This window comes from Serratia sp. CY38905 (assembly GCF_052168875.1).
GTDB lineage: Bacteria > Pseudomonadota > Gammaproteobacteria > Enterobacterales > Enterobacteriaceae > Serratia > Serratia sarumanii.
Genome location: NZ_JBJNLV010000008.1, coordinates 128,694 through 143,258, shown reverse-complemented (window position 1 = coordinate 143,258; position 14,565 = coordinate 128,694). Strand labels below are relative to the sequence as shown.

12 protein-coding genes are annotated in these 14,565 nt (G+C 61.4%); 8 read left to right on the top strand and 4 right to left on the bottom strand.

All coding sequences use genetic code 11. The annotated features are described in order from the left end of the window. Positions 1-25 precede the first annotated feature (25 nt). Positions 26-862 carry a TIM barrel protein gene (locus tag ACJ8MK_RS17510; RefSeq protein ID WP_033649361.1) on the bottom strand — a complete coding sequence of 279 codons (837 nt, stop codon included), beginning with the start codon at positions 860-862 and terminating at the stop codon, positions 26-28. Between the two features lie 32 nt (positions 863-894). Beyond that, complete coding sequence (locus ACJ8MK_RS17505; protein WP_442517930.1) at positions 895-2,337, bottom strand: sugar porter family MFS transporter; 1,443 nt, start codon at positions 2,335-2,337, stop codon at positions 895-897. Between the two features lie 556 nt (positions 2,338-2,893). On the opposite strand from ACJ8MK_RS17505, the gene ACJ8MK_RS17500 reads away from it, so the two are divergent. From ACJ8MK_RS17500 to ACJ8MK_RS17485, 4 genes are all read left to right on the top strand, one after another. Continuing rightward, positions 2,894-4,399: a CoA-acylating methylmalonate-semialdehyde dehydrogenase gene (locus ACJ8MK_RS17500; protein ID WP_103830308.1), complete on the top strand. Its 1,506-nt coding sequence runs from the start codon at positions 2,894-2,896 to the stop codon at positions 4,397-4,399. A gap of 77 nt (positions 4,400-4,476) precedes the next feature. Next, positions 4,477-5,298 carry a 5-deoxy-glucuronate isomerase gene (gene iolB / locus ACJ8MK_RS17495; RefSeq protein ID WP_103830309.1) on the top strand — a complete coding sequence of 274 codons (822 nt, stop codon included), beginning with the start codon at positions 4,477-4,479 and terminating at the stop codon, positions 5,296-5,298. 174 nt (positions 5,299-5,472) lie between these two features. Then, positions 5,473-5,742 (top strand): hypothetical protein, encoded by a 270-nt coding sequence (locus ACJ8MK_RS17490; RefSeq protein WP_033649358.1) that lies wholly within the window; start codon positions 5,473-5,475, stop codon positions 5,740-5,742. A 14-nt stretch (positions 5,743-5,756) separates the two neighbouring features. Next, complete coding sequence (locus ACJ8MK_RS17485) at positions 5,757-6,095, top strand: type II toxin-antitoxin system RelE/ParE family toxin (RefSeq protein WP_047570170.1); 339 nt, start codon at positions 5,757-5,759, stop codon at positions 6,093-6,095. Between the two features lie 41 nt (positions 6,096-6,136). On the opposite strand, the gene ACJ8MK_RS17480 is transcribed toward ACJ8MK_RS17485, so the two are convergent. Next, a complete protein-coding gene (locus ACJ8MK_RS17480; RefSeq protein WP_004930856.1) occupies positions 6,137-6,973 on the bottom strand; it encodes a MurR/RpiR family transcriptional regulator in 837 nt (278 codons plus the stop codon). A 203-nt stretch (positions 6,974-7,176) separates the two neighbouring features. Next, the gene (locus ACJ8MK_RS17475; protein WP_103830310.1) at positions 7,177-9,108 is read right to left on the bottom strand and encodes a bifunctional 5-dehydro-2-deoxygluconokinase/5-dehydro-2-deoxyphosphogluconate aldolase; all 1,932 of its coding nucleotides are present in this window, start codon (positions 9,106-9,108) and stop codon (positions 7,177-7,179) included. A 545-nt stretch (positions 9,109-9,653) separates the two neighbouring features. Here ACJ8MK_RS17475 and iolD point away from each other — a divergent pair. The 4 genes from iolD to iolE are packed head-to-tail and all read left to right on the top strand — an operon-like array spanning position 9,654 to position 14,524. Beyond that, on the top strand, positions 9,654-11,594 hold the full coding sequence (iolD, locus tag ACJ8MK_RS17470) for a 3D-(3,5/4)-trihydroxycyclohexane-1,2-dione acylhydrolase (decyclizing) (RefSeq protein WP_103773138.1): 1,941 nt from the start codon (positions 9,654-9,656) through the stop codon (positions 11,592-11,594). Positions 11,595-11,629: 35 nt separating this feature from the next. Further along, entirely contained in the window at positions 11,630-12,643 is a 1,014-nt protein-coding gene (locus ACJ8MK_RS17465) for a Gfo/Idh/MocA family protein (protein ID WP_038871433.1), read from the top strand. A 40-nt stretch (positions 12,644-12,683) separates the two neighbouring features. After that, positions 12,684-13,568, top strand: coding sequence for a sugar phosphate isomerase/epimerase family protein (locus ACJ8MK_RS17460; RefSeq protein ID WP_004930845.1), 885 nt, complete (start codon positions 12,684-12,686; stop codon positions 13,566-13,568). A gap of 59 nt (positions 13,569-13,627) precedes the next feature. Beyond that, positions 13,628-14,524, top strand: a complete 897-nt coding sequence (iolE, locus tag ACJ8MK_RS17455) for a myo-inosose-2 dehydratase (RefSeq protein WP_019455194.1) — start codon at positions 13,628-13,630, stop codon at positions 14,522-14,524. Positions 14,525-14,565: the final 41 nt, after the last annotated feature.

Below are 14,565 nucleotides of genomic sequence, written 5' to 3'. Positions count from 1 at the left end.
AACGGCCTCCGCGGAGGCCGTTTTTTTACCCTTGCAGCAGGGCGATGCTCTGGCGGATTTCCCGTTCGATATCCGCCTCGCTCCAGCTGTCCAGCTGCGAAGAGAAGGGCTCGAAGGCATAGACGCCGGTGTAGCCCAGGCGTTCCAGGTTTTGCACCTGGCGGCGGCTCTCCAGCCGATCGCCCTCGCTCAGCATGATGCGCTCTTCGTCGCTCAGCGCGCCTTTATCCCGCCCATCCTCCACGCCGGACAGATGCACCAGGCCGATCTGCGCCACCTGGATCTGCGCGTCGAAGTCGGCCTGCGCCACACCGCTTAAATAGTGGTGGAAAGTATCGAGCACGATGCGGTACGGCGCGCCCGAATCGCGGATGAGCGCCTGGGTCAGCAGCGACGATCGCAGCGAGCTGATGCCGAAGCCCAGCGGCTCGACGTAGCCCTGCACGCCATAGCGGGCAAACAGCGGCGCCAGCAGCCGCAGCGCGGCGAGGGTGTCGTCGCGTTTTTGCTGCTCGCTGCGCGTGTCATCGGCGCTGCAGTGCGGGCATAGCACCAGCGCCCGGCTGTGGATGGCCTGCGCCTGCGCCAGCAACGCTTCGGCGCGCTGCTGCAGCGCCGCCGGGTTGTCCATCAGATTGAACATGCCGAGGGCGTTGATCGTGACGATCTCGATGCCGTATTGCGCAGCGAGCGCATTGAGCTGCGCGTCGCTCAGATCGTCGGTCACCTTGCCGCTGGGCATATCGTTGCGCAGCTCAACCTTACTGAGCCCGCAGCGTTTCACCAGGCGGAAAAAACTGTCCAGATCGAGATTCGGCGCGATCTTGCGGTTAATGCAGAAGCGGTCCAGTGCAATGGTCATGAGGCATTACTCCAGCGGTCAGGGTTGAGAGATCAGGATTTGCCGTTTTCCAGCGGCAGCGGCTTGCCGTCGGGCAGGAGGTGGCGGTGGCGTTTGGCCAGCACCACCTGCTCCATTTTTTCCAGCGAGACGCCTTTGGTTTCCGGAATATAGCGGCCGATGAACCAGTAGCTGAACAGGCAGCAGGCGGCGAAGATCCACATCGGGAAGGCGCCGTGGAAATGCGAGAACAGGTAAGGATGGTCGTTGATCATCGGGAACGACTGCGACACCGCGAAGTTAGCGACCCACATGCAGCCGACGGCGATGCTCATCCCCTGCGCGCGCATGCGGTTCGGGAAGATTTCCGATACCAGCACCCAGGCGCCGACGCCCCAGGACAGCGCATAAAACACCATGAAGAACAGCATGCCGAACAGCGCGAAATAGCCGGTGGCCTGGGTGTAGAGCGCGTACGAGGTGAGCAGCAGGCCGGCGATGGCGCCCAGCGTGCCGTAACGCATCAGCGGAATGCGGCCCATGCGATCCATCAGCATGGCGCCGATGACCGAACCGACCAGCTGCAGCACGCCGATCCAGATGGTCTGAAACAGCGCTTCCTGCGCGTTTTCGGTGACGGTTTTCAGCACTACCGGCGCGTAATACATCATTACGTTGACGCCGGTCACCTGCTGCAGCATGGCGATCATGCAGCCGACGAACAGGATGAAACGCACCCGCACATCGCCGTAGTTCAGCTTCCGATGCCGCTGTTGTTGATCCTGCTGCAGCGAGTCTTTGATTTCTTTCAGCAGATTCTGCGCATGGGCGGCGTTGGAAACCTTGGTCAACATCGCCAGCGCCTGATCGTCGCGGCCCATCATCACGTTCCAGCGCGGCGACTCAGGAATGACGAACACCAGGATGCAGAACAGAATGCAGGGGATGACGCCCGAGGCGAACATCCAGCGCCAGCCCATTTCCACCAGCCAGGCTTCGCTGGCGAGGCTGGCGATTTTGAAGTTGACGTAGAAAATCACGATCTGGCCGAACACGATGGCGAACTGCTGCATACTGAGCGCGCGCCCGCGCATGTCCTTTGGCGACACTTCCGACATGTACATCGGCGACACGGTGGCGGCAATGCCGACCGCCAGCCCGCCGATGATGCGGTAGATGACGAACCAGGTGAAGGTCGGGGCCAAGGCTGCGCCGACGGCGGAAACGGTGAACAGCAGCGCCGCCAGCATCAGCGCCTTTTTACGGCCCCAGCGCGCCGCCAGCGGTCCGGCGGCGAAGGCGCCGACCACGCAGCCGATCACCACGTTGGAGACTGCCCAACCGGTTTCGGCCGGGCTGAGATTGAAATAGGTTTTCAGCGCTTCGATCGCGCCGGAGATCACGGCGGTATCGTAGCCGAACAGAATGCCGCCCAGGGCGGCGATGCCGCAAATTCGCAATATGTAGCCGGTATTGTGCTTACGCTGATATGACATGTGTTGCTCCGATTTTTATCCTGGCTTCCGTCCGCACGGTTGGGTTATCGGGAAGAGGGCGAGCGGAAGGGTGTGAACCGTGCCTGTCATCAAGGCGATGTCGTCGATAAATGCTGGAACAAACAAGAACATTTATTTCATAATTAGTGAATAATGGAATATTGATTTTTAGATCCAGTTCAAAAAAAACCGTCACGCGCGATCCGGGCGCCTTGGGCGTTCTGGGGCGGGCGGTAACGGCGACAGGGCAGGCGCGGTGCGGTTTTTCTGTAGCAAAGTCAGTGTGTATTGCCCCTGGTTTCTCCTGCGCCGTTGCTCTTTCCCTGGCGCGGTAATGAAAGCGCCAACCCGATCGACACCGCAAAATTGCGACCTCACGCACTAAAAACAAATTTTTCAAAACAATTTATTTGAAACTTTTTTTTCAATGAAATAGAGTTTGCTGCATCCGGTCAGGATGTAGCCGGCTTGCCGACGGGGTTTGGCGAGCGGGACGATTAACGCCGCGCCGCCGGCGAGTGGCCAGGCGACAGCGGACTTGAAAAGAGGGCGTGACATGAAAACCGTGGGTAACTTTATTGACGGGCAGGTGTGCCTGAGCAGCAGCAATCAAACCGTCGACGTGCACAACCCGGCCAGCGGGCAGGTTGAGCGGCGCGTCACGCAGAGCACCGCCGCCGAAGTCAAGCAGGCCATCGACGTGGCCCATCGGGCGTTTGCCGATTGGTCGCGCACCACGCCGCTGCGCCGCGCGCGCATCATGTTCAATTTCAAGGCGCTGCTGGAACAGCACCGCGACGAGCTGGCCGAGCTTATCGTCAGCGAGCACGGCAAGGTGTACTCGGATGCGCTGGGCGAACTGACGCGCGGCATGGAAGTGGTCGAATTCGCCTGCGGCATCCCGCATCTGATCAAGGGCGAGTATTCGCCGGACGTCGGCAGCGGCGTCGACAGCTTCTCGCTGATGCAGCCGCTGGGCGTGGTGGCGGGCATTACCCCGTTCAACTTCCCGGCGATGGTGCCGATGTGGATGTTCCCTATCGCGCTGGCCTGCGGCAACACCTTCATCCTCAAGCCGCCGGCGCTGGTGCCTTCCGCCTCGGTGCGCCTGGCGGAACTGCTGAAAGAAGCCGGCCTGCCGGACGGCGTGTTCAACGTGGTGCACTGCGCCAATGAAGACGCGGCGCAGCTGTGCACCGATCCGCGCATTCAAGCGGTGAGCTTCGTCGGCTCCTCCACCGTGGCGGAACATATCTATACCACCGCCAGCGCGCACGGCAAGCGGGTGCAGGCCTTCGGCGCGGCGAAGAACCAGGCGATCGTCATGCCGGACGCCGATCTGGACGCCACGGTCAACGCGCTGATGGGCGGCGCTTTCGGCTCCGCCGGCGAGCGCTGCATGGCGCTGCCGATCGCCGTGGTGGTCGGTGACGACACCGCCGATAAACTGATCGCCAAACTGAAGCCGCTGATCGCGCAGCTGCGCGTCGGGCCGGGCTTGCAGCAGGGCGGAGAAGAGAATGAAATGGGGCCGCTGGTGTCGTCCGCCCACCAGAAAAAGGTGCTGGGTTACATCGATCTGGGCGTGGAAGAAGGCGCCACCCTGGTGGCCGACGGCCGCAATTATCAGGTGCCGGGCTATCCTGAAGGCTACTACGTCGGCGGCACGCTGTTCGACCATGTGAAGCCGAACATGCGCATCTACCGTGAAGAGATCTTCGGGCCGGTGCTGGGCATCGTGCGGGTGCCGGATTACCGCACCGCCATCGACACGGTGAACGGCCACGAGTTTGGCAACGGCAGCGCCATCTTTACCGGCAGCGGCCACTACGCGCGCCAGTTCGTGCAAGAAGTGCAGGCCGGGATGGTCGGCGTCAACGTGCCGGTGCCGGTGCCGATGGCGTTCCACAGCTTCGGCGGCTGGAAGCGCTCGGTGTTCGGCGCGCTTAACGTGCACGGCCCCGACGGCGTGCGCTTCTACACGCGCATGAAGACCGCCACCGCGCGCTGGCCGGCCGGGCAGCAGACGGTGTCCGAATTCAGCATGCCGACGCTGGGTTAAGCCATCGCAAAGTATGAGCGGGCCGTTGCTCCTTCGGGGCAACGGCCTTTGCACGGGGAGTTAACAGGAGAATCGAGATGTCTTCACTGCTTGCCAAATGTCAGACGCCGAACGCTGAGGGGCGTATTCAGCACGTGACGCCGGAAAATGCCGGGTGGCGCTATGTCGGTTTCGACGTTTATCGCCTGGCCGCCGGGCAGTCGCTGCAGCTGGAGTGCGGTGACAAGGAGCTGTGCCTGGTGCTGGTGGCCGGTATCGCCTCCGTCGCCACGCTGCGCGCCGAATACCCGCATATCGGCAAACGCATGAGCCCGTTCGAGCGCACGCCGCCTTACGCGGTGTATGTGCCGCACCACGATCGCATCGACGTGCGGGCAGAAACCGATCTGGAGCTGGCGGTGTGCAGCGCACCCGGCAGCGGCCACCTGCCTTCAAGGCTGATCACGCCGGCGGATATCGGCGTGGAGCGGCGCGGCAAGGGGCGCAACCAGCGGTTGGTGCACAACATTCTGCCGGACAGCGAGCCGGCCGACAGCCTGCTGGTGGTGGAGGTTTACACCGACGAGGGCAACACCAGTTCCTACCCGAGCCACAAGCACGATCGGGAAGACTCGCCGGACGAAACCTATCTGGAAGAGACGTATTATCACCGCATTCAGCCGGAGCAGGGGTTCTGCATGCAGCGCGTCTATACCGACGATCGCACGCTCGACGAGTGCATGCCGGTCTACAATCGCGACGTGGTGAAAGTGCCGCGTGGTTATCATCCGGTGGCGACCCTGGCAGGCTACGACAACTATTATCTCAACGTGATGGCCGGGCCGGTGCGGCAGTGGAAATTCACCTGGGAAAAAGACCACACCTGGATTAACGGCGACGGCTATCCCGCCGCGCAATAAGCGCCTGAGGCCCGGCTTGCCGGGCTTATTCTTTATCAGGGTATAAATTTGACCTAAATTTGCCCTCCATCTTGCTCAAATGATAACCTGTCCGCACGCGATCGCTCCCTGGCTGAGTGAATCTAACGAACCGCTGTTATGCAACGAAATTGCCGGTACACAGGAGGAAGAACCATGACGACTACCATGTCCCAAAAAGCGGCGCGCGAAGGATTAGGTTCGCCCGACCTGTTTGAAGGCGGGGTTTACGTCACAAAAAATGGTGTCGCTGAGCTGTTTGTGCAAACGGCGGCTGAGAGAGAGGCCGAAATTCGGGAACGCAATCTGGAGCGCCAGTCCAACGCGTTGTTGAAACTGACTATGCTGGCGAAGCAAGAGATTAAAAATCAGCGTGGTCTGTCGCCCGAAGAAACCTTGCAGCGGCTGCGTGACGCGCGGAAATAGGCCCGAGGTGCAGGATGCCCCAGGAAATACGTTTTACCGTCGCGCCGGCGGCGGAATGGAGCCTGAAAGACATCGAGTCTTATAAGAGCGGAACGATAGGAGCAGTCGCGGCCGGGGTGTTCGTGGACAATCTGTTGTTATCGTCCCTCGCGGCAATTGCCGACGATCCTGCCCGCTACCGCTTCAACGCCGTGCTGGCAGGCATGGGAGTGCGGTTGCACGAGCGATTGGATCCCGACAGCGAATACCGCGTCATCTATGACTACGACGGCCAGACGGTGGAGATTCTGCTTTTCATCAGCATGAAGCAGGATCTGGAAAGCGCGCTCTACCGCTATTTGTTGCTGCAATAACCCCGCCGCGCCCGAGCCTGTCGGGCGCGTTCCCCCCAGCCTTACTCGTCCCGGGCGTTATTCAGCGCCAGCGAAACCGCCAGCGTCTGCGCCAGGCACATCGAGGCCACCTGCGAACGGAACCCGTCCACCTGCGCTTCGCGCACCACGAAACAGACGTCGCTGAAGGCGGCCAGCGGGCTGACCTGGCTGTCGGTGATGGCGATCTGCTGCGCGCCGCGCTTGGCGCCCAATTCCACCAGTTCCACCGCCTCGCGGGCGTACGGCGAATAGCTGATGGCGATCACCACGTCCTTCGGTTTCACCATGCTCAGCTGTTCGGTGAACATGCCGCCCAGGCCGTCGATCAGAAACGCGCGGCGCTCCAGATGGCGCAGCGCATAGGTGAGATAGGAGGCGACGCTGAACGAACGGCGCAGGCCGATCACGTAGATGTTTTCGGCGTTGTTGAGCAGTTCGACGGCGCGATCCAGCTGCTCGGGGGCGATCTGCATCGCCAGCTGCTGCAGCGCCTGCGCGTTGACCATGGTGAATACGTTGAGAATTTCCGCCGGTTTCTCCGGCGCGACGTTGTCGTCGGTGGAGGTTTGGCGGAACAGGCGCGCGCGCTCGGTATAGTTCACCGTCTCTTCCATCAGATGCTGACGGAACACCTGCTTCATTTCGTTGAAGCCGCTGAAGCCGAAGGCGTTGGCGAAACGGATCAGGGTGGAAGGCGGCACGCTGGCCTGTGCGGCGATGGAGGCAACGGTATCGAAAGCGATGCTGTTACTGTTATCCAAAATATAGCGCGCCACCTGCTTCAAACGCTTGCTCAGCGTTTCATAACGGTGGCGGATCTCGTCCTGTAACAGCGAAAGTTGAGTTGGGTTGTTCATCCATTCGGCTCGCAGTGGGGTGAAGGCGCATTGGCCTGACGCCTGAAATATTGACAGGGTATTTTAACAGACGGAGCGGAAATTTCATTTCCTCAAAAAGCGATTTATTCGATCGCACATTGCGCGACTTCACAGAAAATAGGCAAAAAAATCCCCTTAAAGCGGCGAAATGGCCTTAAGGGGACGTGAACCTGCTCTCGCTGTCAGTGCGCGCCGCCCGCCTGCGGGCGGTACTGGCGCCAGAAACCGATCAGCGTCAGGTATTTTTGTTTCACCTGCTCGATCAGGGCGGCGTCGTCGATTTCCCCCTGCAGCCAGCGGCGCGAAGGTTGGCCGAAGATAGTGCGGCCGACGGCGAAACCCTTCACCCAGCGCGCATCCGCGGCGGCGGCAAAGCCCGCCTTCAGAACCGCTTCCGGGGAGTCGAGCCCCAGGATCAGCACGCCGCGGCAGTAGGGATCGTAGGTGTCGATCAGCGCACCGACCCGCCGCCAGTTTTCCGCGCTCAGCGGCGGCAGTTTCCACCAGTCCGGCTGAATGCCCAACCGGTAGAAGTGTTCAATCATCTCCAGGTAATGGCGTTCGTCCTTGTCGGGGTTGTTGTCCGGCAGGATCACTTCCAGCAGCAGCTCGTGGCCGGATTTGCAGCAGCCGCGGTAGACGTCGGCGATCAGTTCATCCTGCTCGCGACGCAGTTCCGCCGCGTCGTGCGGGTGATAAAACACCAGGCACTTCACCACGTGCTCCTGCGGCCAGTCGATCAATTGCGAGCCGATATTGCCGTGCTCCAGGCGCAGCGGGCGCGAACTGGGCAGCTCTACCGGCCGGCCGATCCACCATCCCTGGCCGGTGATCTCGTTCAGCGCCGCCTGCCCGTAGGTGGTGTCGGCCAGAATGCCGCTGTTGCCGTTCAGGCCGGCCTGCGCGGCGGCCTGTTGCGCCGCGGTCAGCAGCAGGGTTTTCAGGCGCGGAATGCGCTCCTCGCCGACGCCGGCTTCGCGTGCCATGTCCGCCAGCTGCTTGCGGTGATCGAAGGCGAAGACGCACAGTTCCGGCCACTGTTGCTTGCGGGTGGTGACCCGGTGCAGGTGGTTCAGGCGCGCATCGCGGTCCGGGCGCGTGACCTGCCGTTCACGCAGCAGGTAGTCGTCCAGCTCCCGTTTGGTCGGCATCGCCGGCGCGCAGCCGTGGCGCGAGACCACCAACGCGCCGCAGGCGTTGGCGTAGCGGCAGGCCTGATCCCAGCCCTCATCGTTCAGGTAGCCACGCAGCAGGCCGGACATAAAGGCGTCGCCGGCCCCCAGCACGTTCAGCACCTCAACCCGCACGCCGGCGTGCAGTTTCACCTGTTCCCAGCCATCGGCGATTTCGCCCTCGAACACCGAGCAACCCTGCGCGCCGCGCTTGCACACCAGCGTGGCCGCCGTGGCCCGGCGCACGTTTTTCAGCGCCGTCAGCGTGTCGGTGCTGCCGCCGGCGATATGAAACTCTTCTTCGGTGCCGACGATCAGATCGAAATGGTGCAGCACCTCCTGCAGCTCGCGCGTGACCTGGTCCGATTCCACAAAGCGGGTTTCTCCGTCGCCCAGCGACGTCAGCCCCCACAGCACCGGGCGGTAATCGATGTCCAGCGCGGTGCGCAGGCCGTGGCGGCGCGCGTATTCCAGCGCCTTCAGCACCGCGGCGCGGGTGTTCGGGTGCGACAGGTGCGTGCCGGTGATGGCCAGCGCGCGCGCGGAGGCGATGTAGGCCTCATCGATGTCGTCCGGCGTCAGCGCCATGTCCGCGCAGTTTTCGCGGTAGAAGATCAGCGGGAAGGTTTCCTGATCCTTGATGCCGAGGATCACCAGGCCGGTTAATCGCTGTTTGTCGGTGATCAGGCAGCGGGTATCGGCCCCGACGCGCTGCAGTTCTTCGCGCAGAAAGCGGCCCATGTGCTCGTCGCCGACGCGCGCCAGCATGCCGGATTTTAACCCCTGAATGGCGGTGCCGTAGGCCACGTTGCCGGAAGAACCGCCGAGGTACTTGGCGAATGTGCCGGCGTCTTCCAGCCGCGCGCCGATCTGCTGAGCATAGAAATCGACGGCGATGCGCCCGAGACAAATGACATCAAGCTGTTTTTCTTGTGTAGCCATACCCGTTTCCTTCTGTTTAAGCAAAACTCCGGCGGCGGCCCGAGCGTGGCGCCCTGCAGGAAGCATGTGGACAGTATGGGGAATGAAAATTTCAATTTCAATATAGAATGAAATTTACACCCCAAAAATGTGATGCGTTTAAAACATCGACAGAGGCGTGGGAAAAGGCGGTGAAACGGCTACGGGAGGGGGGCCGGGGCACGCATAAAAGAGGGGAAATGACAGGGTAAAAGGCGGTCAACCCATGAGCCAACGGCTTTTATTGGCCGGTGCGTGGCGCGAAGCCAGTGAAGGCTGAACCACGAGATGAAACGGGCTTTTCATGCATTATGCGATCTTTATCGCAAAATGAAATGTTTCTTCTGTAATGTGATTTTATGAAAAATATATTTGTTTATAATCGCTTCACGTTTCAGGTTGTCGACTTCGTGAGCAGCGGGCATCGCCTGCTCAAGATAATAGCTGCCGCCGCGTAACACAAACACGGAATTGTCGGCTCGGCGCGAGCCCTTTCCGGGGCGGCCCTCAATCTAAAGGGTGAGTAAATGGGCAAGATCAGGCTAACCATGGCGCAGGCGCTCGTCAGATTCCTCGATAACCAGTATCTGCTGGCCGACGGCGTGGAAACCAAATTCGTCGCGGGCATTTTTGCGATTTTCGGCCACGGCAACGTGCTGGGGCTGGGGCAAGCGCTGGAGCAGGATAGCGGCGATCTGCGGGTGCATCAGGGTCGAAACGAGCAGGGGATGGCCCATGCGGCGATCGGCTTCGCCAAACAGAAGCTGCGCCGGCAGATCTACGCCTGCACCTCATCGGTCGGCCCCGGCGCCGCCAATATGATCACCGCCGCGGCCACCGCCACCGCCAACCGCATTCCTTTATTACTGCTGCCGGGCGACGTTTACGCATCCCGCCAGCCGGATCCGGTGCTGCAGCAAATCGAGCAGTCTTACGATCTCAGCATCAGCACCAACGACGCGTTCCGCGCGGTGAGCAAATACTGGGACCGCATCGTGCGGCCGGAACAGCTGATGAGCGCCTGCATCAACGCGATGCGCGTGCTGACCGATCCGGCGGAAACCGGCGCGGTGACGCTGTGTCTGCCGCAGGACGTGCAGGGTGAAGCCTACGACTATCCCGACTATTTCTTCCAAAAACGCGTGCATCGGCTCGATCGCCGCCCGGCGACCGACGGCATGTTGGCGGACGCGTTGGCGCTGCTGGCGGCCAAACGCAAACCGCTGCTGGTGTGCGGCGGCGGCGTGAAATACTCGCAGGCCGGGCGGGCGCTGCGCGAATTCGCCGAGCGCTTCGGCATTCCGTTCGCCGAAACCCAGGCCGGCAAAGGCACGGTGCCGAGCGACCATGAATTCAACCTCGGCGGCATTGGCGAAACCGGCTGCCTGGCGGCCAATACGCTGGCTCGTCAGGCCGATCTGGTGATCGGCATCGGCACCCGTTACACCGATTTCACCACCTCGTCCAAATGGCTGTTCCAAAATCCGGACGTCAGCTTCCTCAATATCAACGTCAGCGCCTTTGACGCCGGCAAGCTCGACGGCGTGCAGGTGCTGGCGGACGCCCGCGAGGCCCTGAGCGAACTGGGCGCGCTGCTGGCGCAGGCCGAGTACCGCGCCGGCTGGGGCGACGCCATCGCCGCGGCGCGCAGCGCCCAGCGTGAAGAGACCGAGCGCGTTTACGCGGTGGAATACGGCGGCGCAGGCTTTGTGCCGGAGATAGACGATCACCTCGATCGCGAGCGGGTGTTCGCCGAATTTATCGCCCAGACCGATTCCGCGCTGACCCAGAGCCGGGTGCTGGGGGTGCTGAACCGCGAGCTGCCGGCGGACAGCGTGATCGTCGCCGCCGCCGGCAGCCTGCCGGGCGATTTGCAGCGGGTGTGGCACAACCGCGGCGAGCACGGTTATCACGTGGAGTACGGTTACTCCTGCATGGGGTATGAGGTGAACGCCGCATTGGGGGTCAAGCTGGCCGAGCCGCAGCGCGAGGTGTACGCGATGGTGGGCGACGGCGCCTTCATGATGCTGCATTCCGAACTGGTCACTTCGATTCAGGAAGGCTGCAAGATCAACGTGATGCTGTTCGACAACATGACCAACGGCTGCATCAACAACCTGCAGATGGAACACGGCATGGACAGCTACACCACCGAATTCCGCTTCCGTAATCCACAGGGCGGCAAGCTCGACGGCAAACTGGTGCCGGTCGATTTCGCCATGCTGGCGGCGGCTTACGGTTGCAAAACCTATCGCGTCACCACCGAGCAGCAGCTGCTCGATGCGCTGGCCGACGCCCGCAGGCAGACCGTGTCCACGCTGCTGGACATCAAGGTGCTGCCGAAGACCATGGTGCACAAGTATCTCAGCTGGTGGCGCGTGGGCGGCGCTCAGGTGGCCGACAGCGAGAAAATCGTCGCAGTGGCGCGCAAGCTGCAGGAAAACATCGATAAGGCGCGCGATTACTGATTCGTTTTCATACATAAATCTCGAGGGTAGCGAAAATGACATTGAACATTGGGGTTATCGGCACCGGCGCCATCGGCCGCGATCATATCCGTCGCTGCAGCAAAGTGTTGCAGGGCGCACGGGTGGTGGCGGTGAACGACATCAACCGCGACAACGCCGCCAAGGTGGTGAGCGATCTGCAGCTGGATGCGCGGGTGTATGACAACGGCCACGATCTGATCAAGGCCGCCGACGTACAGGCGGTGCTGGTGACTTCCTGGGGGCCGAGCCACGAAGAGTTCGTGCTGGCGGCCATCGCCGCCGGCAAACCGGTGTTCTGCGAGAAGCCGCTGGCGGTGACCGCACAGGGCTGCAAAAACATCGTCGATGCCGAAGCGAAGCACGGCAAACGGCTGGTGCAGGTCGGCTTTATGCGCCCCTATGACCAGGGCTATCGCGCGCTGAAACAGGTGCTGACCAGCGGCCAGATCGGCGAGCCGCTGATGCTGCACTGCGCGCACCGCAACCCGACGGTCGGCGAGGCCTACACCACCGATATGGCGATCACCGACACCCTGATCCACGAAATCGACGTGCTGCGCTGGCTGCTCGACGACGACTATGTGTCGGTGCAGGTGGTGTTCCCGCGCAAGAGCCCGAAGGCGTTCCCACACCTGAAAGATCCGCAGATTGTGCTGTTCGAAACCGCTAAAGGCACGCGCATTGACGTCGAAATCTTCGTCAACTGCCAGTACGGCTACGACATTCAGTGTGAAGTGGTAGGGGAAACCGGCATCGCCAAACTGCCGGAGCCGTCTTCGGTGCAGATGCGCAGCGGCGCCCGCCTGTCGACCGAAATCCTGACCGACTGGAAGGATCGTTTTATCGACGCCTATGACGTTGAGCTACAGGGCTTCATCAACGACGTGGCCGCGGGCAAGTTGACCGGGCCTTCCGCCTGGGACGGCTACGCCGCCGCGGTGACCGCCGACGCCTGCGTGGCGGCCCAGCTCAGCGGCGAGATTGTGCCGGTGACCTTGCCGGCGCGCCCGGTGTTCTACAACAAATAATCGGCTTGTCCCCCATACCTACGATTGCAGAGGAGTGACCATGAAGATCGCTTTTGATGTCGACGTTATCCGGGATTTGGGCGTCACCAAAATGGTTCAGCAGGTGGCGGACTGGGGCTACAAATACATCGAGCAGTCGCCGCACCCGCAGATCAACCCGTTTTACAAGCATCCGAAGGCCAGTCGCGAAATCATGGCGGAGTATAAAAACGCCCTGAAAGCGACCGGCGTGGAGATCTCCTCATTTATCGTGGTGTACCGCTGGTCCGGGCCGGGGGAGGATCGCCGCCAGGCGGCGGTCAAAAACTGGCGGCGGATGATCGAAATCGCGGTGGAAATGGGTGTGCAGGTGATCAACACCGAACTGGCGGGCAACCCCAACGAACCGGAGATCTGCGAGGAGCTGTGGTATCGCTCGATGGAGGAGCTGCTGCCGATCGTCGAGCGCGAGGGCATTCGTATGGAGATCCAGTCGCACCCGTGGGACTTCTGCGAACTGAGCAACGAAACCGCCGATCTGGTGAAATCGCTGCGCAGCGATCACGTCAAATACCTCTACAGCGTGCCGCACACCTTCTACTACGATAAGGGGCAGGGCGACGTGGCCGGCATGCTGCAGTACGCCGGGGACGATCTTTCCCACGTGCTGATTGCCGACACCATGAACCACACCAAGCATTGCCGCTATATCGTCAACCCGCCGGGGGTAGACGCCGCGGTGCACCAGCACGTCGGCATCGGCGAAGGCGAGGTGAATTTCGACGCCCTGTTCCAGACGCTGCGCGACATGGAGTTTGCCAACCGCAGCTTCAAGGTCGGCGGCGAATCGATCATCTGCACTTCGCTGTTCGGCTACCCGGAAAAGATGCCGAGCCAGGCGGTTGCGACCAGAGAGCGCATCGAAAGAGAGCTGTTGGGCAAATAATCTTATTCGGCTCGCCGGCGGCGTTTGCGCCGGCGGCCCTCCAAGCACCGAGGCAGACCATGAATAAAGACAACGTGAAATTGGCCATTGCGCCGATCGGCTGGACCAACGACGACATGCCCGATCTGGGCAAGGAAAACACCTTCCAGCAGTGCGTCAGCGAAATGGCGCTGGCCGGCTTCACCGGCAGCGAAGTGGGCAGCAAATACCCGCGCGATCCGGCGGTGCTGAAACCGATGCTGGACATTCGCGGTATCCAGATCTGCAACGCCTGGTTCAGCACTTTTTTCGCCGACGGCCAGAAAGACAAAACCATCGATGAATTTATCAACCACATGAATTTCCTGCATGCCATGGGTGCCAGGGTGATCGGTTGCTCCGAGCAGAGCAAGAGCATTCAGGGCACCACCAAAGGCGTGTTCGAAGAGAAACCGTACTTCAGCGATGAAGAGTGGCAGCGGGTGGCCGACGGTTACAACGAGCTGGCGAAGATCGCCGCCGGCAAAGGCATGCAGGTGTGTCTGCACCACCACATGGGCACCGGCATTCAAACCACGGCCGAAATCGATCGCTACATGAGCATGGTCAACGACGACGTCTACCTGCTGTTCGATACCGGCCACGCCTACTATTCGGAAGGCAGCCAGCAGGCGATGATGGCGATCCTGGAGAAGTATCTGCCGCGCATCAACCACGTCCATCTGAAGGACGTGCGCGATGAGGTGGTGGCGGAAGTGAAGGCCAACAAGCTGAGCTTCCTCGATGGCGTGAAGAAGGGCACCTTCACCGTGCCGGGTGATGGCGTGATCGACTTCAGGCCGGTGTTCAAGCTGCTGGACGAGCGCGGTTACAAAGGGTGGATGGTGGTGGAGGCCGAGCAGGATCCGGCGCTGGCCAACCCGTTCGAGTATGCGGTAAAAGCGCGCCGTTATATTCGGGAAACCGCCGGCATTTAAGCGGCGAGGGTCAATAAAGCTCGAGGGGAGCCGCCGGCGCC